Here is a 21,525-nt window from a genome sequence, read left to right as displayed (position 1 = left end):
CGCGCGCATGACCGTCGACATCTCGCAGGGACACAATCCGCTGCGCGATCCGGAGGACCGCCGGCTCAGCCGCATCGCCGGGCCCAGTGCCCTCGTGATCTTCGGCGTCACCGGCGACCTGTCGCGCAAGAAGCTCATGCCGGCCGTGTACGACCTCGCCAACCGCGGGCTCCTGCCCCCGGGCTTCGCGCTGGTCGGTTTCGCCCGCCGCGACTGGGAGGACCAGGACTTCGCCGAGGTCGTCCACGACGCCGTCAAGCAGTACGCGCGCACCGAGTTCCGCGACGAGACGTGGAAGGAGCTCCTGGAGGGCATCCGCTTCGTCCCCGGCGAGTTCGACGACCCCGACGCCTTCCGCCGCCTGCGCGAGACCGTCGAGAGCCTGGACGTCGAGCGCGGCACGATGGGCAACCACGCGTACTACCTGTCCATCCCGCCCAAAGCCTTCCCGCTCGTGGCGCAGCAGCTGAAGGAATCTGGCCTCGTCGGCGGCGCCGAGGAGGGTGAGCCCGGTTGGCGCCGCGTGGTCATCGAGAAGCCCTTCGGACACGACCTGGAGTCGGCGCGGGAGCTGAACGCGGCGCTGGAGACGGCGTTCCCGGCCGACTCGATCTTCCGCATCGACCACTACCTCGGCAAGGAGACCGTCCAGAACATCCTGGCGCTGCGCTTCGCGAACGAGCTGTACGAGCCGATCTGGAACCGCAACTACGTCGATCACGTGCAGATCACGATGGCCGAGGACATCGGTGTGGGCGGACGGGCCGGCTACTACGACGGCATCGGCGCGGCGCGCGATGTCATCCAGAACCACCTGCTGCAGCTCATGGCGCTCACCGCGATGGAGGAGCCGATCAGCTTCAACGCGCGTCACCTCCGTGCCGAGAAGGAGAAGGTGCTCGCCGCCGTCCGCCTACCCGAAGACCTGTCCCTCGCCACGGCGCGCGGGCAGTACGCCGGCGGGTGGCAGGGCGGGGAGCAGGTCACCGGCTTCCTGGAGGAGGACGGCATGGATCCGGGCTCCACGACGGAGACCTACGCCGCCGTCAAGCTCGAGGTGAACACGCGCCGCTGGGCGGGGGTGCCGTTCTACCTGCGCACGGGCAAGCGCCTGGGCCGGCGGGTCACCGAGGTGGCCGTGGTGTTCAAGCGCGCTCCGCAGCTGCTGTTCAGCCGCAGCCAGACCGAGGAGCTGGGGCAGAACGCGCTGGTCATCCGTGTGCAGCCCGATGAGGGCGTCACGATCCGGTTCGGCTCGAAGGTCCCCGGCGACGGCACGCAGGTGCGCGACGTGACGATGGACTTCGGCTACGGGCACGCCTTCACCGAGGCCAGCCCCGAGGCCTATGAACGCCTCATCCTCGACGTGCTCCTGGGCGACCCGCCCCTCTTCCCGCGTCACGAGGAGGTCGAGCTCAGCTGGCGGATCCTCGACCCGATCGAGGAGTTCTGGGCCGAACAGGGCGGACCCCTCGAACAGTACTCTCCGGGATCGTGGGGGCCGGCCTCGGCCGATGAGCTCCTCGCCCGCGACGGCCGCACCTGGAGGCGCCCGTGATCATCGACCTGCCCGACACGACCGTCAGCAAGATCTCCAAGGCGCTCGTCAACGTGCGCGAGGAGGGCGGTGCCGTCGCCCTCGGACGCGTGCTGACGCTCATCATCGTGACGCACCACGGCGCGGAGGAGGAGGTCATCGAGGCCGCCAACGACGCGTCGCGGGAGCATCCGATGCGCGTCATCGTGCTCATGATCAACGACGAGGACGACCGTCCGCGCCTGGATGCGGAGATCCGCGTGGGCGGCGACGCCGGCGCGAGCGAGGTCGTCGTGCTCCGGGTCTACGGGGCCGCCGGCTCGAACGCGGAGAGCCTGGTCACGGGACTGCTGCTGCCCGACGCCCCCGTGGTGGCGTGGTGGCCCGCCGATCCCCCGGCCTCGCCTGCGGAGTCGGAGGTGGGCCGCATCGCTCAGCGACGCATCACGGATGCCTCGAGCCAGCCCGACCCGGCGGCGTGGGTGGATGCCCTCGGCAGCCACCACTCCCCCGGCGACACCGACTTCGCCTGGACGCGCCTCACGCGCTGGCGCGAGCAGCTCGCGGCCGTGCTCGACCAGCCCCCCTACGTGCCCGTCACCGCGGTGCAGGTGCGGGGTGCGGCCGATTCCCCCTCCACGGTGCTCCTGGCCGCGTGGCTGCGCCTGAAGCTGGGCGTGCCCGTCGACTCGGAGTACGTGCCCACCGACCAGTGGGCCGGGGGCATCAAGAGCGTCCGGCTGACCCGGTCCAACGGCGACACGCTGCTGGAGCGGCCGACGCCCGGCGTGGCCGTGCTCACGCAGCCGGGACAGCCCTCGCACGAGCTCGCGTTCCCTCGGCGCACGCTGCGCGAGTGCCTCGCGGAGGAGCTGCGGCGCCTGGACCCGGATGTGCTGTACGGTCGCGTCATCACCGAGGGCATGGAGCTGCTGGCCCGCGGCCAGGACGGGAGCGATCGTGGCTGACGCCGGTACCGAGAAGCGCGTCGTCATCAGCGACGACGCCCAGGCGCTGGCGACGTCGGTCGCCCGCCGTTTCATCGACCGCGTCGCCAAGCAGGTGGACCGCGGCAAGACCGTGCACATCTGCCTCACGGGCGGGTCGATGGGCGGCGCCGTGCTGCGCGCCGCCGCCGCCGACCCGCGCACCGGAGGGATCGACTGGTCGGGCGTGCACTTCTGGTGGGGCGACGAGCGCTGGGTGCCCCGTGACTCCGACGAGCGCAACGAGCGTCAGGCGCGGGCCGCCCTGCTCGACGGACTGGACCTGCCCGCCGAGAACATCCACGCGATGGCCTCGAGCGACGAGACGCTCGATCTGGATGCCGCGGCCACCGCGTACGCCGACGAGCTCGCGCAGTTCGCGCCGGCGGACCGCTCGGAGACCGGGCCGTGGCCCGGCTTCGACATCTGCTTCCTGGGCGTCGGGCCGGACGGGCACATCGCCTCGCTGTTCCCCGACCGTCGCGAGATCCAGATCACCGACCGGGCGACGGCGGCCGTGCGGGATTCGCCGAAGCCTCCGCCCGAGCGCATCTCACTCACGCGCCCGGTGATCAACTCGTCCAAGCGCGTGTGGATGGTGCTCGCCGGCGCCGACAAGGCATCGGCGCTGGGCCTGGCGCTGGCCGGAGCCAGCTACCTGAGCGTTCCCGCTGCGGGTGCGAAGGGGCGCAAGCGCACGATCCTCTTCGTCGACGAGGCCGCCGCCGCGCAGGTGCCGCCCACGCTCATCGACCGCGACTACTGACCGCGGCCCCGAACGGGGTCAGGCCTGGCCGCGCCGCTCGCGCAGCGACTGCAGAGCGTCGTCGAGGAGGGCTTCGGCCTCTTCCTCGGTGCGGCGCTCCTTCACGTAGGCCAGGTGCGTCTTGTACGGCTCGGTCTTCGCCAGCGCCGGCGGGTTCTCCTTGTCGCGCCCCGCGGGCAGGCCGGAGTGCGGGGAGTCGATCGTCTCGGGGATCTCCTCCTCGGGGATGCCCGCGGCGAAGTGCCGGACGGTCTCGTTGCCCAGAGCATCCCAGTACGAGACCGTGATGCGGTCGGCGTGGAAGCCGTGGTCCTGTTCGCCCATGGGGCCCGCACCTACGCGCGTGCCCCGGATCGCGTTGCCGCCTGTCGCCATGTCAGAGTCCCTGGAACTTCGTGATCAGGCCCAGCCCGACGATGGTGACGAACCATACGAGGGCCAGGACGATGGTGAAACGGTTGAGGTTGCGTTCGGCCAGCCCCGACGAGCCCAGAGACGACGTCATGCCGCCGCCGAACATGTCGGACAGACCCCCGCCCCGCCCCTTGTGGAGCAGGATCAGCAGGGTCAGCAGGAGGCTGGTGATGCCCAGCAGCACCTGCAGGACGAACTCGATGATCTGCACAGTCGAAAGCCTTTCGTGGCGACCCTCCCCGGTCGCACAAGGGTCCAGTGTAGTGGGAGGGCTAGACGCCGACGTGCTTCTGGAAGCGGACGATCGCGGCGAACTCGTCCACGACGAGGCTCGCGCCGCCCACCAGGGCGCCGTCGACGTCCGGTTCGCGCATGAAGCTGGCGATGTTGCCCGACTTCACCGAACCGCCGTAGAGCACGCGGGTGCGGGCAGCGGCATCCGGCCCGAGGGTGGCACCCACGACCTCGCGGAGCTTGGCGCACACCTCCTGGGCCTGTTCCGGCGTGGCGGCCTGTCCCGAGCCGATGGCCCACACCGGCTCGTAGGCCACGACGATGTCGGCGTCGGCCGGCACGTCGGCCAGCGCGGTCTCCAGCTGTCCGACCGGCACGGCGCTCGCGCCGAACTTCTCCAGGTCTTCGGCCGTCTCGCCCACGCAGATGACGGGGACCAGTCCGTGCCGGAGGGCGGCCTGCACCTTCTGCGCGACGATCTCGTCGGTCTCCGCGTGGTACTGACGTCGCTCGGAGTGACCGATGATGACGTAGCGGGCATCGAGCTTGGCCAGGAACTGCCCCGACACCTCACCGGTGTAGGCACCGGAGTCGTGTGTGGAGAGGTCCTGCGCGCCGAGGCCGAACGGGATCTTGTCGGCGTCGATCAGCGTCTGGACCGTGCGCAGGTCGGTGAAGGGCGGGAAGACGGCGACTTCGACCGTGCCGGCGTCGTGCTTGGCCTCCTTGAGCGTCCAGTGCAGCTTCTGCACGAACGCCACCGCCTGCAGGTGGTCGAGGTTCATCTTCCAGTTGCCTGCGATGAAAGGGGTGCGAGCGCTTACGCCCATCCGAGGACCTCCAGTCCGGGAAGCTTCTTGCCTTCGAGGAACTCCAGGCTGGCGCCGCCGCCGGTGGAGATGTGGCCGAACTGGTCGTCGGTGAAGCCCAGCTGACGCACGGCCGCGGCGGAGTCCCCTCCGCCGACGACGCTGAGGCCGTCGACCTCGGTGAGGGCCTGGGCCACGGCGCGCGTGCCCGCCGCGAAGGGCGCCATCTCGAACACGCCCATGGGGCCGTTCCAGAACACCGTGCGGCTTCCGGCGATGGCACCGGCGAAGGTCTCCGCCGTGCGCGGTCCGATGTCCAGGCCGATGCCCGACGCGCCGAAGGGCGTGTCCTCGAGCGCGGTGGCGTCGGCCACGACATGATCGGCGTCGGCGGAGAAGGATGCCGCCACGACGGCGTCGACGGGAAGGACGATCTCCACGCCCCGCTCCGCCGCATCCGCGAGGTAGCCCTTCACGGCGTCGATCTGGTCCTGCTCGAGCAGGCTCGCGCCGACCTTGTGACCCTGTGCGGCCAGGAACGTGAACATCATGCCGCCGCCGATGAGCAGGCGGTTCACGCGCGGAAGCAGATGCGCGATGACCCCGAGCTTGTCGCTCACCTTCGACCCGCCCAGCACGACCGTGTAGGGGCGCTCGGGGTTCTCGGTGAGGCGGTCGAGCACGTCGACCTCGGCTTCGATGAGCAGCCCCGCGGCGGAGGGCAGGATCTCGGCGAGGTCGTAGACGCTCGCCTGCTTGCGGTGCACGACGCCGAATCCGTCGGATACGAGCGCGTCGCCCAGATCCGCCAGCTGCTCGGCGAAGGCGCGGCGCTCGGCGTCGTCCTTCGACGTCTCCCCCGCGTTGAACCTCAGGTTCTCCAGCACCGCGACGTCGCCGTCCGCCAGGGCGGCCACGGCTTCGTGGGCGGATTCGCCCACCGTGTCGCGCGCGAACGCGACCGGCTTGCCGAGCAGCTCCGACAGTCGCTGGGCGACGGGCGCCAGGCTGTACTGCGGGTCGGGCTCGCCCTTGGGCCGGCCGAGGTGCGAGCACACCACGACGCGGGCGCCGGCGTTGATGAGGGTGTTCAGCGTGGGCAGCGACGCACGCACGCGGCCGTCGTCTGCGATGACCCCGTCCCGGAGGGGGACGTTCAGGTCACAACGGACGATGACGCGCTTGCCTGCGAGCGACCCCAGAGAGGCGAGGGTGCGCAGAGCCATGATGGGCCTTACAGGCGATCGGCGACGTACGCGGTCAGGTCGACGAGGCGGCTGGAGTAGCCCCACTCGTTGTCGTACCACGCCGACAGCTTCACCTGGTCGCCGAGCACGCGCAGGAGGCCCGAGTCGAAGATCGCCGAGTGCGGGTCGGTCACGATGTCGCTGGAGACGATCTCGTCCTCGGTGTACTTCAGGATGCCCTTGAGCGGGCCCTCGGCGGCGGCCTTGTAGGCGGCCTTGACCTCGTCGACGGTGACCGGGCGCGAGGAGGTGACCGTCAGGTCGGTGATCGAGCCGGTGGGGATCGGGACGCGCAGCGCGAAGCCGTCGAGCTTGCCCTTGAGCTCGGGCAGCACGAGGCCGATCGCCTTGGCGGCGCCGGTGGAGGTGGGAACGATGTTGACGGCCGCGGCGCGCGCACGGCGCAGGTCCTTGTGCGGTCCGTCCTGCAGGTTCTGGTCGGCCGTGTACGCGTGCACCGTCGTCATGAGGCCGCGCTCGATGCCGAACGCGTCGTTGAACACCTTGGCCAGCGGCGCGAGGCAGTTGGTGGTGCACGACGCGTTGGAGATGATGTGCATCGTGGCCGGGTCGTAGGTGTCCTCGTTCACGCCCATGACGAACGTGCCGTCCTCGCCGGTGGCGGGGGCGGAGATGAGCACCTTCTTGGCGCCGGCCTCGATGTGCTTGCGGGCGTCCTCGGCCTTGGTGAAGCGGCCGGTGGACTCGATCACGATGTCCACGCCCAGCTCGCCCCAGGGGAGGTTCGCGGGATCGCGCTCCTCGAACACCTGGAACGACTTGCCGTTGACCGTGATGGAGTTCTCGTCGAACGAGACGTCGCCGTCGAGGCGGCCCGTGACCGAGTCGTACTTCAGGAGGTGGGCGAGGGTCTTGTTGTCGGTGAGGTCGTTGACCGCGACGATGTCGAGGTCGGCACCCTGTGCGAGCGCCGCGCGGAAGTAGTTGCGTCCGATTCGGCCGAAGCCGTTGATCCCGATCTTGACGGTCACGGAGTCACTCCTGAATGTTGTGCGCGAAGCGCGGTGGGAAAAGATGGTTTCAGGGCGGACGACGGTGTCCCGGCGGGGGTCCCACCGGGACACCTGCGCCGTTTACGACAGTACCAGCAGACCCGCAGTCTTCTCTCGGGCCGTGGTGAAGCGGTCCTGGGCGTTGGCCCAGTTCGCGATGTTCCAGAACGCCTTGACGTAGTCGGCGCGGACGTTGAGGTAGTCGAGGTAGTAGGCGTGCTCCCACACGTCCAGCAGCAGCAGCGGGACGGTGGCCGCGGCGATCTGACCCTGCTGGTCCTGGATCTGCTGGATGACGAGGTTCTCGCCGATCGAGTCCCAGAACAGACCCGCCCAGCCGGCACCCTGCACGCCGAGGGCGGCGGCGGTGAAGTGGGCCTGGAACTTCTCGAACGACCCGAACGCGTCGTCGATGGCCGCGGCGAGCTCACCCGTGGGCTTGTCCCCGCCGTCCGGCGACATGTTCGTCCAGAAGATGGAGTGGTTGACGTGCCCACCGAGGTTGAAGGAAAGATCCTTGGTCAGCTTGTTGACGTTCGCGAGGTTGCCCGCCTCGCGGGCCTCGGCGAGCTGTTCCAGCGCCGTGTTGGCACCCGTGACATACGTCTGGTGGTGCTTGTCGTGGTGCAGCTGCATGATCTTCCCGCTGATATGCGGCTCCAGCGCGGCATAGTCGTAAGGGAGGTCGGGCAAGGTGTACTTCGCCATATTCTCTTCTTCCGTTCGGCGCGCGCCGAGAACCTCGGCGCAGCGAGGATGACGTGTTTCATCCTAGTGAGCGCCAACGCGCGCGCACCCCGGTTGCTTCCCGCCCCGGCGCGCGCTAGCCGCGCCGGTTCAGTCCTCGACGCCGGCGGGAACGGCCGACTCGGTGCCCGGAAGACCCTCGGCCTCGGCCTTCTTGTCGGCCATCGCCAGCAGCCGGCGGATGCGGCCGGCCACGGCATCCTTCGTCAGCGGCGGATCGGCGTGGTGGCCGAGTTCGTCCAGGCTCGCGTCGCGGTGGGCCAGGCGCAGGTCGCCCGCCTCGCGGAGGTGCTCGGGGACGTCGTCGCCGAGGATCTCCAGCGCGCGTTCGACTCGGGCGCACGCGGCGACGGCGGCCTGGGCCGAGCGACGGAGGTTGGCGTCGTCGAAGTTGACGAGCCGGTTCACGCCCGCCCGCACTTCGCGGCGCTGGCGCAGCTGATCCCACTCGGCGGCGGTGCGGCGCGCGCCCATCTCGGCCAAGGTCGCCCGGATCGCCTCGCCGTCGCGCACGACCACGCGCGGCACGCCGCGCACCTCGCGTGCCTTCGCAGGCACGCCGATGCGGTGAGCGGCGCCCACCAGCGCCATCGCGGCCTCCGGAGAGGGGCACGAGATCTCCAGCGACGCCGACCGGCCCGGCTCGCTCAGTGAGCCGGCCGCGAGGAACGCGCCGCGCCACACCGCGGCCAGGTCGGCGCGGGAGCCGGTGGTGAGCTTGTTGGGCAGGCCCCGCACGGGCCGCCGGCGCTGGTCGAGCAGACCCGTCTGACGCGCGAGGGTCTCCCCCGCCTCGATCACGCGCACGGCGTAATGTCCCCCGTGCGTCCGCCCGAGCCCTGCACGTGCACCAGTTCCGGGCGCACGCCGTACAGCTCCATGAGGTCACGGGCAACGCGCCGGGCGAGCAGTTCGGAGTCGAGTTCGGCCTCCACGGCGACGCGGTTGGCGATCGAGTGCAGCCCCCCGGAGAAGCGCAGCAGGGCCGTCAGCTCGGCGACGCGAGCCGTCGGGCGCGGGTCGCGGACGGTGGTCAGCTCGGCCTTCACGTCGGCGGTCAGCGGCACAATTCTCCTCGGGACGGCGGGTGGGGACGACGCTCCAGCCTACTCGGCGCCCACCTCATTCACGACCGAGGTCACGGTGCGCGACGCGCACGGCGACCCCCGCAGTGCCGCGCAGACGCTCCGCGAGCTCCCTCGCCATCACGACCGAGCGGTGCCGTCCGCCGGTGCAGCCGATGGCCACGACGGAGTGCCGTTTGTTCTCCCGCTGATACCCCGCGAGAACCGGTGCGAGCGCCGCCGCGTACGCGTCGAGGAACTCGGCGGCACCGGGCTGGGCGAGCACCTCGTCGCGCACCGCGGCATCCTCGCCGCTGAGCGGACGCAGGTCTTCCTTCCAGTACGGGTTGGGCAGGAAGCGCATGTCGGCGACCATGTCGACGTCGGTGGGCAGGCCGTACTTGAACCCGAAGCTCATGAGGGTCACGGTGTGACGTGCCGCGCCCTGTTCGCTGAACAGCTCGACCGCGCGCGAGGTGAGCTGGTGGATGTTGGTCGTGGAGGTGTCGATGAGCACGTCCGCCGACGCGCGCACCTCGGACAGCTGCGCGCGCTCGCGGCGGATCCCGTCCAGGATCGTGCCGTCGCCCTGCAGCGGATGCGGCCGGCGCACCGCCTCGAACCGGCGCACGAGCACGTCGTCGCCGGCGTCCAGGAACACCACCCGCACCTGGCGACCGGCACGCAGGTTCTCCATCGCGCGGGGCAGGTCGGAGAACAGCTCGCCGCCGCGCACGTCCACCACGACCGCCACGCGCGGGACGGCGCCGCCGGCGAGCTCGGTGAGTTCCAGCAGCGGACGGAACATCTGCGGCGGAAGGTTGTCGACGACGTACCAGCCGAGATCCTCCAGCGCGTTGGCGACCGTCGTGCGCCCGGCGCCGGACATGCCGGTGACGATCAGCACTTCGCCGCTGTGACGTGCTTGATCGGTCATGACCACCCCCGTGACTCCAGCCTATCGAGCCAGGTGGGCGTGGATGGCCTCCGCGAGCTTCGGGCCGATGCCCGGGAGCTCCGTGATCTGCTCCGGCGAGGCCTCGCGCAGGGCGCTGACCGACCCGAAGTGACGCAGGAGCGCCTTGATGCGGGCCTCGCCCAGGCCGGGGATCTCCGACAGCACGCTCGTGATGTCGCGCTTGCGGCGCGTGCGCTGATGCCGGATCGCGAAGCGGTGCGCCTCGTCCCGCAGCCGCTGCAGCAGGTACAGCGCCTCGCTCGTGCGGGGCAGGATCACGGGGTACTCCTCCCCGGCAACCACACCTCCTCGAGCCGCTTGGCGATGCCGCACAGCGCGATCTCCTCGTGCCCGGCATCGGCCAGTGCCCGCGCGGCGGCCTCGACCTGGGGCTTGCCGCCGTCCACGACCAGGAGCTGCGGCCGGTACGCGAAGCGCGGGCGCTTGCGCGTGGTGACGACCTCCGCATCCGGATCGATCACCACCTCCTGCTCCTCCGGGCGATCCAGGTACGCCAGGCGCCGCGTGAGCACCTGGTACAGCGAGTCGGTGTCGTCGGTGGTCTCGGCCACCCCGAACGAGCGGTACTGGTCCTTGCGCGGGAGCCCGTCTTCGAAGACCACCATCGACGCCACGACGTTCGTGCCCGACAGATGCGACACGTCGTAGCACTCGATGCGCAGCGGCGCCTCGGCGAGGTCGAGCGCCTCCTGCAGGTCGGTCAGCGCCTGCGATCGCGCGACGTAGTCGCTCGTGCGGCGCGTCTTGTGCAGCATGAGCGCCTGCTGCGCGTTGAGGGTCGCGGTCTTCAGCAGCTCGGCTTTGCGGCCGCGCTGGGCCACCTGGATCGTGACGTTCCTGCCACGTCGCTCCCGCAGCCACGCCTCCAGGTCGGCGGTGTCTTCGGGCAGGGTCGGCACGAGCACCTGCTTGGGGATGTCGGCGGCGGCGGCATCCCCGTAGGTGCGCTGGAGGACCTGATCGACCAGATCCGCGCCGGAGATGTCGATCTCCTTCTCGATCGTGGTCGCCCGGACTCCGCGGACACGGCCGCCGCGGACGACGAAATGCTGCACGGCGGCGGCGAGTTCGTCCTCGGCGATGCCGAAGAGGTCGGCATCGGTGTCGGGGGCCAGCACGAGGGCGCTCTTGTTGAGCACCGCGTCGATGGCCTGCAGCTTGTCGCGGTAGCCGGCGGCCGCCTCGTAGTCCATCGCGGCCGAGGCCTCCCGCATCCGCGCGGTCAGGGCCTTCGTGAAGCGCTGATCGCCACCGGCCATGAACGCGACGAAGTCGTCGACGATGGCGCGATGCTCCTCGATCGTGACCTTCATCGAGCAGGGTCCGCCGCAGCGTCCGATCTGCCCGGGGAAGCACGGCCGGCCCGACTGCATCGCCTTGCGGTAGGACGCGTCGCTGCACGTGCGGATCGGGAAGACCTTGATCATCAGGTCGATCGTGTCGTGCACCGCCCACACCTTGGGGTAGGGCCCGAAGTACTTGGCGCCGGGGATGCGCCGGTTGCGCGTGACGATGACGCGCGGGGCCTCGTCGGCGAGGGTGATCGCCATGAACGGGTACGACTTGTCGTCGCGGTAGCGCACGTTGAACGGCGGATCGAACTCCTTGATCCACATGTACTCCAGCTGCAGGGAGTCCACGTCGCTGGCCACGACCGTCCACTCCACGGATGCGGCGGTGGTGACCATGCGCCGCGTCCGCTCGTGCAGCGACCGCAGCGGAGCGAAGTAGTTCGACAGGCGGGCCCGCAGGTTCTTCGCCTTCCCCACGTACAGCACGCGACCGTCCGCGTCGCGGAAGCGGTAGACGCCGGGGTTGGTGGGGATCTCGCCGGGCTTCGGGCGGTAGGGAAGCTGCGACATCCGTTCGCGGGATGCCACCCTCAGCCGGCCTTGCGCTCGAGTTCCGGCTCGCGTGCCTCGCGCATCCCCAGCACTTCCGCCAGGAACGCGCCGGTGTGACTGCCCTGAGCCCGCGCGACCTGCTCGGGCGTGCCGGTGGCCACGATCTGCCCGCCGCCGGAGCCGCCCTCGGGGCCGAGGTCGATGATCCAGTCCGCCGACTTGATCACATCGAGGTTGTGCTCGATGACCAGGACGGTGTTGCCCTTGTCGACGAGGCTGTTGAGCACCTCCAGGAGCCGGCGCACGTCTTCGAAGTGCAGCCCCGTGGTCGGCTCGTCGAGCACGTAGATCGAGCGGCCGTTGCTGCGGCGCTGGAGCTCGGTGGCGAGCTTGACGCGCTGCGCCTCGCCGCCGGAGAGCGTCGTGGCCGACTGCCCCAGCCGCACGTAGCCGAGGCCGACGTCGACGAGCGTCTTGAGGTAGCGGTGGATCGCCTGGATCGGCTCGAAGAACTCTGCGGCCTCCTCGATCGGCATCTCCAGCACCTCGGCGATGTTCTTGCCCTTGTAGTGCACCGCGAGGGTGTCGCGGTTGTACCGCTTGCCGTGGCACACCTCGCAGTCGACGTACACGTCGGGGAGGAAGTTCATCTCGATCTTGATCGTGCCGTCGCCCGCGCACGCCTCGCAGCGTCCGCCCTTGACGTTGAAGCTGAACCGCCCGGGCTGGTAGCCGCGCACCTTGGCCTCGGGCGTCTCGCTGAAGAGCGTGCGGATGCGGTCGAACACGCCGGTGTAGGTGGCGGGGTTGGAGCGTGGGGTGCGACCGATGGGCGCCTGGTCGACGTGCACGACCTTGTCGAGGTTGTCCAGGCCCGTCACCCGCGTGTGCTTGCCGGGCACGCGACGTGCGCCGTTCAGCCGCGTGGCGAGCACTTCGTACAGGATGTCGTTCACGAGCGACGACTTGCCCGAGCCGCTGACCCCCGTGACGGCGGTCAGCACGCCGAGGGGGAAGTCCACCGTGACGTTCTGCAGGTTGTTCTCTCGCGCGCCGACGACGGAGATCTGCCGCTTCTTGTCGATGCGCCGGCGCTTCTTCGGTGTCGGGATCTCGCGACGCCCGGCGAGGTAGTCACCCGTGATGGAGCCCTCGTCGGCCAGGAGCGCGTCGAGCGGTCCCGAGTGCACGACGTGGCCGCCGTCCACGCCCGCTCGCGGGCCGATGTCGACGATCCAGTCGGCGGCGTGGATGGTCTCCTCGTCGTGCTCGACGACGATGAGGGTGTTCCCGAGGTCGCGGAGCTTGACGAGGGTGTCGATGAGACGGCGGTTGTCGCGCTGGTGCAGTCCGATCGAGGGCTCGTCGAGCACGTACAGCACGCCCGTGAGGCCCGAGCCGATCTGGGTCGCGAGGCGGATGCGCTGCGCCTCACCCCCGAGAGCGAGCCGGCCGATCTGCTGAGATTGAGGTAGTTGAGCCCGACCTCGATGAGGAACTCCAGCCGCACGCGGATCTCGCGCAGGACCTGGGCGGCGATCTGCGCCTCGCGGTCGGTGAGTTCGAGCTGGGCGAAGAACTTCTGCGCGTCGGACAGGCTCAGTCGCGACGCCTCCGCGATGGAGTGGCCGTGCACGAGCACCGCGAGCACCTCGGGCTTGAGGCGGTCGCCGTCGCACACGGCGCACGGCACCTCGCGGAGGAACTCCGCCCAGCGCTGCCGCTGCGTGTCGGACTCGGCCTGGAGGTACTGGCGCTCGATGTAGGGCACGACGCCCTCGAATCCGGACGCGTACCGCATCTCGCGGCCGTACCGGTTCTTCCACTTCACGGTGACCTTGTAGTCCTCCCCGCGCAGCACCGCGTCCTGCACGTCGGCCGACAGCCGGTGCCACGGGGTGTCGAGGGAGAAGTTCAGGTCGCGCGCGAGCCCTTCCAGCAGCCGCTCGTAGTACTGGAACAGGCCCTTGCCCTGCGTGGTCCACGGGATGATGACGCCCTCGCGGATCGACAGCTCGGGGTCGCCGAGCATGAGGTCGACATCCACCGACATGCGCGTGCCCAGGCCCGAGCACGTGGGGCACGCGCCGAAGGGGGCGTTGAAGGAGAACGTGCGCGGCTCGATCTCGGTCAGCTGCAGGGGGTGGCCGTTGGGGCACGCGAGCTTCTCGGAGAAGGACTGCCACGCGGCATCCCCCTCCTCGTCCACGAAGTTGACCTGCATGACGCCGCCGGCAAGACCCAGGGCGGTCTCGACCGAGTCGGTGACGCGGCCGAGGATGTCGGGGCCGGCGACGAGGCGGTCGACGACCACGGCGATGTCGTGCTTGTAGCTCTTCTTGAGGGTGGGCGGCTCGGCCAGCTGCACGAGCTCGCCGTCGACGACCGCGCGGGCGTAGCCCTTGGCGCTGAGCTCCTTGAAGAGGTCGACGAACTCGCCCTTCTTCTGCGTCACCACCGGCGCGACGATCTGGAAGCGCGTGCGCTCGGGCAGCTCGATGAGCTGGTCGGCGATCTGCTGCACGGTCTGGCGCTGGATCTGCGCGCCGCACACGGGACAGTGCGGCACCCCGATGCGCGCCCACAGCAGACGCATGTAGTCGTGGATCTCGGTGATCGTGCCCACCGTGGATCGCGGGTTGCGGTTCGTCGACTTCTGGTCGATCGAGACGGCGGGGCTCAGCCCCTCGATGAAGTCGACGTCGGGCCGGTCCACCTGGCCGAGGAACTGACGTGCGTAGGCGCTGAGCGACTCGACGTAGCGGCGCTGGCCCTCGGCGAAGATCGTGTCGAACGCGAGGCTGGACTTGCCGGATCCGGAGAGCCCGGTGAACACGACGAGCGAGTCACGGGGGATGTCGAGGTCGACGTCCTTCAGATTGTGGACGCGCGCACCCCGCACGCTGAGCTTTCCGCTGGTGCCTGCGCTGAGGGAAGGATCGGGCAGGGCGACAGGAACGATGGGCACCCGACAAGTCTAGGCGGGGGCTCCGACACCGGGTCTGGGTTCGCGCCCAGCGCACGCCCTGCCCGCTCCCAGCTACGGCCCGGCGGTCTCCCCCGCCGGCACGGCGAAGCGCACGAGGGCGTCACGCAGCCGGGCGACCTCCTCGGCATCCATGCCGGTGAGCGACATCACCTGACGCGGGACGTCGAGGGCCTGGTCGCGAAGTGCACGCCCCTCGGCCGTGAGCGCGATGTCCAGGACGCGTTCGTCGGAGGACCGGCGGGTGCGGGTCACACGACCCTGGGCCTCGAGCCGCTTCACCAGGGGCGACAGCGTCGCCGGCTCCATCGCCAGCTCGGCGGCGAGCTCGCCCAGCGATCGCGGCGACTGCTCCCACAGGGCGAGCATCACGAGGTACTGCGGATGCGTCAGCCCGAGGGGCTCGAGGACGGGACGGTAGATCGACACGACGTTGCGCGCGGCGGTGACCAGCGCGAAGCACACCTGGTTCTCCAGCGCGAGGAGATCGTCGGCGGACATCCGCACCCCTTCCGATCGTTAGTACACTAAGGATCATGGCACGAAAGGATGCGGACAGGCCTCCGCTGCGCGACCGCGTCCGTGCCGCCGGGGGCTGGTACGCGTACCTCAACTCGCGCCTCATCCGCGTCGCCGGACCCGCCTCGGTCGGTCCCTACGAGACGACGCCCGAGCCCACGCGCACGGGCCGCCCGTGCCCCTTGTGCGGTCATCCCATGTCGGCGCACACGTTCGACCGCTCGGGGCCCAAACCCCTCATGCACTGCCCCTGACGCGGGTCAGGCGTGGCCGGCCCGCTCCATGGCGCGCAGCTCCTTCTTGAGGTCCTGCACCTCGTCGCGCAGGCGCCCGGCCAGCTCGAACTTCAGTTCGGCCGCGGCGGCCAGCATCTGCTCGCTCAGATCGGCGATGGTCGCCTCCAGCTGGTCGGCGCCCTCGGCGGCGATGCCCGTGCGGCGCAGCTGCGGCGTGGGCGACTTGCCCTTGCCGTTCTTCGACGCCGCCTTGTCGCGACGCGAGAGGAGCTGCTTGGTGTCGCTCGCCTCACGGGCGAGCACGTCGGTGATGTCGGCGATCTTCTTCCGCAGCGGCTGCGGATCGATGCCGTGCTCGAGGTTGTACGCCACCTGCTTCTCACGGCGGCGATCGGTCTCCTCGATGGCCTTGGCCATCGAGTCGGTGATCCTGTCGGCGTACATGTGCACCTCGCCGGACACGTTGCGCGCGGCGCGCCCGATGGTCTGGATGAGCGAGGTGCCGCTGCGCAGGAACCCCTCCTTGTCGGCATCGAGGATGGCGACGAGCGAGACCTCCGGCAGGTCCAGGCCTTCGCGCAGGAGGTTGATGCCGACGAGGACGTCGTAGACACCCGCACGCAGCTCCGTGAGGAGTTCGACGCGGCGGAGCGTGTCGACGTCGGAGTGCAGGTACCGCACCCGCACCCCGTGCTCGCCGAGGAAGTCGGTGAGCTCCTCGGCCATCTTCTTCGTCAGCGTCGTCACCAGCACGCGCTCGTCGCGGCCCGCCCGCACGCGGATCTGCTCGAGCAGATCGTCGATCTGTCCCTTCGAGGGCTTCACGATGATCTGCGGGTCGACGAGGCCCGTCGGACGGATGATCTGCTCGACGACCCCGTCGGCGATGCCCATCTCGTAGCGTCCCGGTGTGGCCGAGAGGTACACCGTCTGCCCCACGCGGTTCTTGAACTCGTCCCACCGCAGCGGCCGGTTGTCCATGGCGCTGGGGAGCCGGAAGCCGTGCTCGACGAGGGTGCGCTTGCGCGAGGCGTCGCCCTCGTACATCGCCCCGATCTGCGGCACCGTGACGTGCGACTCGTCGATGACCATGAGGAAGTCGTCGGGGAAGAAGTCCAGGAGCGTGTGCGGCGGATCGCCGGGACCGCGTCCATCCAGGTGGCGGGAGTAGTTCTCGATACCCGAGCAGAAGCCCAGCTGCTGCAGCATCTCGAGGTCGAAGGTGGTCCGCATGCGCAGGCGCTGCGCCTCCAGGAGCTTCCCCTGCGATTCCAGTTCCTTGAGTCGCTCGGCCAGCTCGTGCTCGATCGTGCCGATCGCGCGCTTGACGGTGTCGGTGCCCGCCGCATAGTGCGTCGCGGGGAAGATCGGGATGGCCTCCATCCGCTGCAGCACGTCACCGGTGAGGGGGTGCAGCATGTAGAGCGCCTCGATCTCGTCACCGAACATCTCGATGCGGATCGCGAACTCCTCGTACACCGGGATGATCTCGATCGTGTCGCCGCGCACGCGGAAGTTGCCGCGGGAGAAATCGACGTCGTTGCGGTTGTACTGCATCGCGATGAACTTGCGGATGAGGGTGTCGCGGTCGTACCGCTCCCCCACCTGCAGCGCGACCATGGCGCGGAGGTACTCCTCGGGCGACCCGAGGCCGTAGATGCACGAGACGGTGGAGACCACGATGACATCGCGCCGGCTGAGGAGCGAGTTGGTCGTGGAGTGGCGCAGCCGCTCGACCTCGGCGTTGATGGAGGAGTCCTTCTCGATGAAGGTGTCGGTCTGCGGCACGTACGCCTCGGGCTGGTAGTAGTCGTAGTACGACACGAAGTACTCCACGGCGTTGTGGGGCATGAGCTCGCGGAACTCGTTGGCCAGCTGCGCCGCCAGCGTCTTGTTGTGCGCGAGGACCAGGGTGGGGCGCTGGACCTGCTCGACCAGCCACGCCGTGGTCGCCGACTTGCCCGTTCCGGTGGCGCCCAGCAGTACGACGTCGGTCTCCCCGGCGTTGATGCGGGCGGCGAGCTCGGCGATCGCCTGCGGCTGGTCGCCGGACGGCTCGTACTCGCTGACGACCTCGAACGGACGGACGGATCGGGTGGCCTGCATGCCTCCAGCGTAGGACGGCCCTCCGACAGGCGGGCGGCCGTTCGCCCAGCGCGGAGGGGCGGATGCCGCGGGTCAGCCCGAGAGCCGCTCCCACAGCGCGTCGGCCTGGCGCAGGGTGTCCGCCATCGTTCCGGTCGTGTCGATCACGACGTCGGCGAGCTTCAGACGATCCTCGTCGGACACCTGCGCCGCGATGCGCGCACGAGCGTCGGCTTCGGTCATGCCGCGTTGGCGCACGAGCCGCTGCACGCGGATCTCGGCGGGCGCATGCGCGACGACGACGAGATCCCACGGATCGCTCGCGCGCGCCTCGGCCAGCAGCGGCACGTCGTAGACGACGACGGCGTCCGGGTCGGCGGCGGCGGCCTCGGCGAACCGCCGCGCCGACTCCGCCCGCACCGCCGGGTGCACGATCGCGTTCAGTGCGGCCAGCTGCCCGGGGTCGCCGAAGACCTTCGCCCCCAGGGCGGCGCGATCCAGGCTCCCGTCCCCGCGCACCATATCGGCGCCGAAGGTCGCGGCGATCTGCTCGAGCACGGGCGAACCGGGCTGCTGCACGTCGCGGACGATCTGATCGGCGTCGACGATCGCGGCTCCGCGCTCGTCGAGACGGCCCGCGATCGTGGACTTGCCCGACGCGATGCCGCCGGTCAGGGCGATCAATGGCATGTCTGAGAGCATGCCATGCCGGTGCACCGGCGTCGTGTTGACGCCACGATGCGCTCCTGTAATACGATCCTGCTATACCGCGGGTCACCCGAGACCGGCGGCCTCTCGAAGGTGGCGCATGCCCCACGCCCGTGTCGCGGTCGTCATCGAGGACGACGCGGATATCCGGTCCCTGATCTCCACCGTGCTGACAGGGTCCGGTTTCGACGTGCATACGGCGTCGGCGGGGCTGGACGGCATCGAGCTCGTGCGGGAGCTCTCCCCCGCCGTCACGACGCTGGATGTCAGCATGCCCGGCATCGACGGCTACGAGACCGCCCGCCGCATCCGCGCGTTCAGCGACACCCGCATCCTCATGGTGACCGCGCGCGCCGATGACGGCGACATGCGCCGGGGCCGCGAGGCCGGCGCCGACGATTACATCGCCAAGCCCTTCCGCCCGCGCGACCTGCGCGCACGCATCGAGGAGCTCCTGCGCCGGGAGTGAGGCGGCTCAGCCCTCCGCGAGGATGACGGCGGCGTCGGTGCTGGACGCCGAGCGGCGGGCGGCCTCCCGCGCCGCCTCGACGAGCGCGTCGAAGTCGTGGCCGATCTGGTCGGAAAGGGCCACCCCCACCGCGATCGCGGGGATCACCGACAGCCCCAGCTCGGACATGTCGTCGAGGGTGCGCTGGTGGATGACGGCGGCGGTGCGTCGCACATCGGCGAAGGACGTCGTGAGGAAGGCGGCGAGCACCGTGCGGCGGTCGCCCTCCCCCACGATGGCCGCGCTGGGCGCGTAGCGGCGCACGCCGGTCCGCCATGCCGCGGCGACCGCTTCGGCCTCACCCGGCCCGAAGGCCGTGGCGATGCGGGAGAGGTCGTCCATGCGCAGCGCGATGACGCATGCCGTCTCGTGGTTGTGGAGCGCGCTGCGCAGCATCCGCGAGGCCAGCGCCCGGAAGGATCCGGGCAGCAGCACGCCGTCGAGGGCCATGTGCAGGTTCACCGTCTCGCGGTGCCCGCGGAGGCTGGACTCCCCCGCCCGCAGGACGGAGGTCGTCACGACCGCCGTGATGGTCAGCGCCATGGTCAGCAGCGACGCGACCGGCGTGTCGAACCACGTGCGGAACAGCTCGCTGTCGGGTCCGGCGACCAGGAACACGCCCGTGCGCACGACGAACCATACGGTCTCGGCCGACAGGACGATGGTCAAGCCGATGCCACTCCATTGCGCCGCGAGCGCGCCGCGGCGCGTCTCCACCGCCCCGAGGGCGGCGAAGACGGCGTTGCCGAGGAACATCGCCACCGCACCGGCCCACGCACCCCCCTCGACCCCCTCCGCCAGGACCGCGGCCACCACGACGGTGATCCCCACCGCCAGTCCCACGCCGGCCCCGCGCACGTCACGGCGGTTGTAGGCCCGGCATCCGAGCCACAAGAACCCCGTCGTCGCCACGAACGCGCCGTTGCCGACGGCCACGGCGATGTACGCGCTCGCCTCGATCGACCACACGAGGTAGCACAGCACGCTCAGGATGCCGGCCAGGTACGCGGTCGCCCACAGCCGCCCCGCACCGCCTTCCTTGCGCAGCAGCGTCTCGACGAGGTAGAGCACCCCCGAGACCAGGACGACCAGTGCGGTGGCGATCGTGATGGTGAACACGTCGATCGAGGTCATCGGGTCTCCTCCTGGAAGGTGATCGGCAGTCGCACGGTGAACGCCGCGCCCGCGCCCGGCCGCGTGTTCACGAAGATCTCGCCGTTGTGCGCGTGAACGATGTCGCGGCTGATCGCGAGCCCGAGCCCGGACCCGTGCGTCGTGGAGTTGCGCACGGAATCGGAGCGGAAGAAGCGCTCGAACAGGTGCGGCTGTTCGTCGACGGAGATGCCGGGGCCGTCATCGACCACGGTGATCCACACGTGGGTGCCGTCGCTGCGGAGACCTGCACGCACGACGCCTCCGTCGTGGTTGTACTTGACCGCGTTGGAGAGCAGGTTGTCCACGACCTGGCGGATGCGGTGGGGATCCACCGTCGCGGAGGCGGGATGCACGTCGGACGCGTCGATCGTGATGTGCCGCTCGGCCGCGCGGGGCTCGATCGATTCGATCGCCGCGGCCAGGATGAGCGAGAGGTCGACCCGCTCGGGGTGCACCAGGAGCCGCACGCCCTGGCGGGACGATGCGGAGATGACCAGGATGTCGGCGACCAGTTCGAGCAGGCGGCCGGCGTTGCGCTCGGCCACTTCGAGGTCGCGACGGGTCTGCGGTGACAGGTCGGGCGCGTCCAGCGCCAGTTCGAGGTACCCCACGATCGAGGTCAGCGGCGTGCGCAGTTCGTGGGAGACGGAGGCGACGAGGTCTTCGCGGGCGCGCAGGGCCTGCTCCTCGTTGGTGACGTCGCGCGAGATCACGATCGCGCCGGCCGGGGTGCCGTCGATGTCGGTGAGCCGCCGCGCGGTCACGATGAGCGCGCGACGACCCTCCCCCGGCATGCCGTACCAGACGAGCTCGTTCTCGAACGTCTCGCCACGGCGCGCGCGGGCGAGGGGCGCCTCGTCTCGGTCCAGGCGCGTGGTGCCGTCGGCTGCGAACGCCGGGATCTCCTCGCCGCTCCACGTCGAGCTGCCCTGCAGACGCGCATGCGCCTCGTTGGTGAGGACCAGGTCGCCGGAGCGGGTGATGCGGGTGACGCCGAAGTCCACCGCATCCAGCACCTCCGTCACCACGGCCTCCTGCCGGCGCGCGCGGTCGACGGACTGCGCGAGGTAGGCCGACTGCTTCTCCAGCAGCTCGCGCTGCACGTGCGAACGGCGCGTGTAGATGGCCACCAGGACCCCGAGGGCGGCGACCAGGATCGGGAGCAGGAACAGCGACGCGCTGAGGCGGGCGGCGGGGTCCAGCGCTGTCAGGAGGACCAGCATCGCCGTGATCGCGCCGGTCGCGCCGATCACCCCGATGAAGCCGTACACGGAGGCGATCCACATGGCGGGGAACATCCACAGCAGTCCGAGCCCCGCTGTCGGAGCGGATTCGCGGAGGCAGGCGATCGCGACGATGTCGACGATCGGCAGGATCCCCGCGGCCCAGTGGGGCAGGCGCGTCCACGGGACCAGGACGGCCGCCACCGCGCCCAGGTAGATGAGGGCGACGCCGATGATGTGGCTGGAGGGCCGGACGACCTCTCCCAGCAGCAGCGCCACGACTGTGACCACGAGCGTGACCCCGCTCAGCAGGAACTGATTGAGCAGCACCGTTCGGTCGCGCGTGCTCTCCTCGTCGCGCGCCCGCCGCGCACCGCCGGACAGCAAGGCCATGCGCACGACAGTAGTGCCCGCACGCGCTCGTCCCGGTCACGACGTCCTCGGCGCGTATGCCGGCACCGGCGG

At 70.2% G+C, this 21,525-nt stretch carries 17 protein-coding genes and 3 pseudogenes; 5 read left to right on the top strand and 15 right to left on the bottom strand.

What is annotated here, in order from left to right; genetic code table 11:
- Positions 1-7: 7 nt before the first annotated feature.
- From zwf to pgl, 3 genes are read left to right on the top strand one after another with little or no spacing between them, the layout of a single operon-like run.
- Complete coding sequence (gene zwf / locus F6J85_RS07435; RefSeq protein ID WP_150921119.1) at positions 8-1,558, top strand: glucose-6-phosphate dehydrogenase; 1,551 nt, start codon at positions 8-10, stop codon at positions 1,556-1,558.
- Positions 1,555-2,505: a glucose-6-phosphate dehydrogenase assembly protein OpcA gene (locus tag F6J85_RS07430; protein WP_150924461.1), complete on the top strand. Its 951-nt coding sequence runs from the start codon at positions 1,555-1,557 to the stop codon at positions 2,503-2,505. Before zwf ends, F6J85_RS07430 begins: the two co-directional genes overlap by 4 nt.
- On the top strand, positions 2,498-3,289 hold the full coding sequence (pgl, locus tag F6J85_RS07425) for a 6-phosphogluconolactonase (RefSeq protein ID WP_238707089.1): 792 nt from the start codon (positions 2,498-2,500) through the stop codon (positions 3,287-3,289). Before F6J85_RS07430 ends, pgl begins: the two co-directional genes overlap by 8 nt.
- Positions 3,290-3,307: 18 nt before the next feature.
- Here pgl and F6J85_RS07420 read toward each other — a convergent pair whose 3' ends face one another.
- From F6J85_RS07420 to F6J85_RS07370, 11 genes and pseudogenes are all read right to left on the bottom strand, one after another.
- A complete protein-coding gene (locus F6J85_RS07420; RefSeq protein WP_150924459.1) occupies positions 3,308-3,664 on the bottom strand; it encodes an RNA polymerase-binding protein RbpA in 357 nt (118 codons plus the stop codon).
- 1 nt (position 3,665) lies between these two features.
- On the bottom strand, positions 3,666-3,914 hold the full coding sequence (secG, locus tag F6J85_RS07415; RefSeq protein ID WP_150921115.1) for a preprotein translocase subunit SecG: 249 nt from the start codon (positions 3,912-3,914) through the stop codon (positions 3,666-3,668).
- Positions 3,915-3,975: 61 nt separating this feature from the next.
- On the bottom strand, positions 3,976-4,767 hold the full coding sequence (gene tpiA, locus F6J85_RS07410; RefSeq protein ID WP_150924458.1) for a triose-phosphate isomerase: 792 nt from the start codon (positions 4,765-4,767) through the stop codon (positions 3,976-3,978).
- Complete coding sequence (locus F6J85_RS07405) at positions 4,758-5,972, bottom strand: phosphoglycerate kinase (protein WP_150924457.1); 1,215 nt, start codon at positions 5,970-5,972, stop codon at positions 4,758-4,760. The genes tpiA and F6J85_RS07405 overlap by 10 nt, the downstream gene beginning before the upstream one ends.
- An 8-nt stretch (positions 5,973-5,980) precedes the next feature.
- Positions 5,981-6,985 carry a type I glyceraldehyde-3-phosphate dehydrogenase gene (gene gap / locus F6J85_RS07400; protein WP_150921112.1) on the bottom strand — a complete coding sequence of 335 codons (1,005 nt, stop codon included), beginning with the start codon at positions 6,983-6,985 and terminating at the stop codon, positions 5,981-5,983.
- Positions 6,986-7,087: 102 nt separating this feature from the next.
- Positions 7,088-7,714 (bottom strand): superoxide dismutase, encoded by a 627-nt coding sequence (locus F6J85_RS07395; RefSeq protein ID WP_150924456.1) that lies wholly within the window; start codon positions 7,712-7,714, stop codon positions 7,088-7,090.
- A gap of 129 nt (positions 7,715-7,843) precedes the next feature.
- Positions 7,844-8,820, bottom strand: a pseudogene (gene whiA / locus F6J85_RS07390) (DNA-binding protein WhiA).
- Positions 8,821-8,875: 55 nt separating this feature from the next.
- Positions 8,876-9,754 (bottom strand): RNase adapter RapZ, encoded by an 879-nt coding sequence (gene rapZ, locus F6J85_RS07385; protein ID WP_150924455.1) that lies wholly within the window; start codon positions 9,752-9,754, stop codon positions 8,876-8,878.
- Positions 9,755-9,775: 21 nt separating this feature from the next.
- Positions 9,776-11,658, bottom strand: a pseudogene (gene uvrC, locus F6J85_RS07380) (excinuclease ABC subunit UvrC).
- A 20-nt stretch (positions 11,659-11,678) separates the two neighbouring features.
- Positions 11,679-14,608 (bottom strand): annotated as a pseudogene (uvrA, locus tag F6J85_RS07375) (excinuclease ABC subunit UvrA).
- A gap of 72 nt (positions 14,609-14,680) precedes the next feature.
- Positions 14,681-15,127 (bottom strand): MarR family winged helix-turn-helix transcriptional regulator, encoded by a 447-nt coding sequence (locus tag F6J85_RS07370; protein ID WP_150924454.1) that lies wholly within the window; start codon positions 15,125-15,127, stop codon positions 14,681-14,683.
- 35 nt (positions 15,128-15,162) lie between these two features.
- On the opposite strand from F6J85_RS07370, the gene F6J85_RS07365 reads away from it, so the two are divergent.
- Positions 15,163-15,399, top strand: coding sequence for a hypothetical protein (locus tag F6J85_RS07365; RefSeq protein WP_150924453.1), 237 nt, complete (start codon positions 15,163-15,165; stop codon positions 15,397-15,399).
- A gap of 6 nt (positions 15,400-15,405) precedes the next feature.
- On the opposite strand, the gene uvrB is transcribed toward F6J85_RS07365, so the two are convergent.
- Together uvrB and coaE are read right to left on the bottom strand one after the other, a co-directional pair.
- Positions 15,406-17,487, bottom strand: a complete 2,082-nt coding sequence (uvrB, locus tag F6J85_RS07360) for an excinuclease ABC subunit UvrB (RefSeq protein ID WP_150924452.1) — start codon at positions 17,485-17,487, stop codon at positions 15,406-15,408.
- Positions 17,488-17,559: 72 nt separating this feature from the next.
- Positions 17,560-18,156 (bottom strand): dephospho-CoA kinase, encoded by a 597-nt coding sequence (gene coaE, locus F6J85_RS07355; RefSeq protein ID WP_150924451.1) that lies wholly within the window; start codon positions 18,154-18,156, stop codon positions 17,560-17,562.
- A gap of 118 nt (positions 18,157-18,274) precedes the next feature.
- On the opposite strand from coaE, the gene F6J85_RS07350 reads away from it, so the two are divergent.
- On the top strand, positions 18,275-18,643 hold the full coding sequence (locus F6J85_RS07350; RefSeq protein WP_150924450.1) for a response regulator transcription factor: 369 nt from the start codon (positions 18,275-18,277) through the stop codon (positions 18,641-18,643).
- Between the two features lie 6 nt (positions 18,644-18,649).
- Here F6J85_RS07350 and F6J85_RS07345 read toward each other — a convergent pair whose 3' ends face one another.
- Complete coding sequence (locus F6J85_RS07345) at positions 18,650-19,816, bottom strand: hypothetical protein (RefSeq protein ID WP_150924449.1); 1,167 nt, start codon at positions 19,814-19,816, stop codon at positions 18,650-18,652.
- Positions 19,813-21,453 carry a PAS domain-containing sensor histidine kinase gene (locus F6J85_RS07340; RefSeq protein WP_150924448.1) on the bottom strand — a complete coding sequence of 547 codons (1,641 nt, stop codon included), beginning with the start codon at positions 21,451-21,453 and terminating at the stop codon, positions 19,813-19,815. Before F6J85_RS07340 ends, F6J85_RS07345 begins: the two co-directional genes overlap by 4 nt.
- Positions 21,454-21,525 lie beyond the last annotated feature (72 nt).

This window comes from Microbacterium lushaniae (genome assembly GCF_008727775.1).
Lineage (GTDB): Bacteria > Actinomycetota > Actinomycetes > Actinomycetales > Microbacteriaceae > Microbacterium > Microbacterium lushaniae.
The sequence above is the reverse complement of the archived record's forward strand: the minus strand, read 5'-3'. Positions and strand labels throughout refer to the sequence as shown.

Bases quoted from the DNA above. Each gene is read 5' to 3' on its own strand.
- zwf (WP_150921119.1), top strand. From the start codon at position 8: ATGACCGTCGACATCTCGCAGGGACACAATCCGCTGCGCGATCCGGAG.
- F6J85_RS07420 (WP_150924459.1), bottom strand. From the start codon at position 3,664: ATGGCGACAGGCGGCAACGCGATCCGGGGCACGCGCGTAGGTGCGGGC.
- tpiA (WP_150924458.1), bottom strand. From the start codon at position 4,767: ATGGGCGTAAGCGCTCGCACCCCTTTCATCGCAGGCAACTGGAAGATG.
- F6J85_RS07405 (WP_150924457.1), bottom strand. From the start codon at position 5,972: ATGGCTCTGCGCACCCTCGCCTCTCTGGGGTCGCTCGCAGGCAAGCGC.
- F6J85_RS07395 (WP_150924456.1), bottom strand. From the start codon at position 7,714: ATGGCGAAGTACACCTTGCCCGACCTCCCTTACGACTATGCCGCGCTG.
- rapZ (WP_150924455.1), bottom strand. From the start codon at position 9,754: ATGACCGATCAAGCACGTCACAGCGGCGAAGTGCTGATCGTCACCGGC.
- F6J85_RS07370 (WP_150924454.1), bottom strand. From the start codon at position 15,127: ATGTCCGCCGACGATCTCCTCGCGCTGGAGAACCAGGTGTGCTTCGCG.
- F6J85_RS07365 (WP_150924453.1), top strand. From the start codon at position 15,163: ATGGCACGAAAGGATGCGGACAGGCCTCCGCTGCGCGACCGCGTCCGT.
- uvrB (WP_150924452.1), bottom strand. From the start codon at position 17,487: ATGCAGGCCACCCGATCCGTCCGTCCGTTCGAGGTCGTCAGCGAGTAC.
- coaE (WP_150924451.1), bottom strand. From the start codon at position 18,156: ATGCCATTGATCGCCCTGACCGGCGGCATCGCGTCGGGCAAGTCCACG.
- F6J85_RS07350 (WP_150924450.1), top strand. From the start codon at position 18,275: ATGCCCCACGCCCGTGTCGCGGTCGTCATCGAGGACGACGCGGATATC.
- F6J85_RS07345 (WP_150924449.1), bottom strand. From the start codon at position 19,816: ATGACCTCGATCGACGTGTTCACCATCACGATCGCCACCGCACTGGTC.
- F6J85_RS07340 (WP_150924448.1), bottom strand. From the start codon at position 21,453: ATGGCCTTGCTGTCCGGCGGTGCGCGGCGGGCGCGCGACGAGGAGAGC.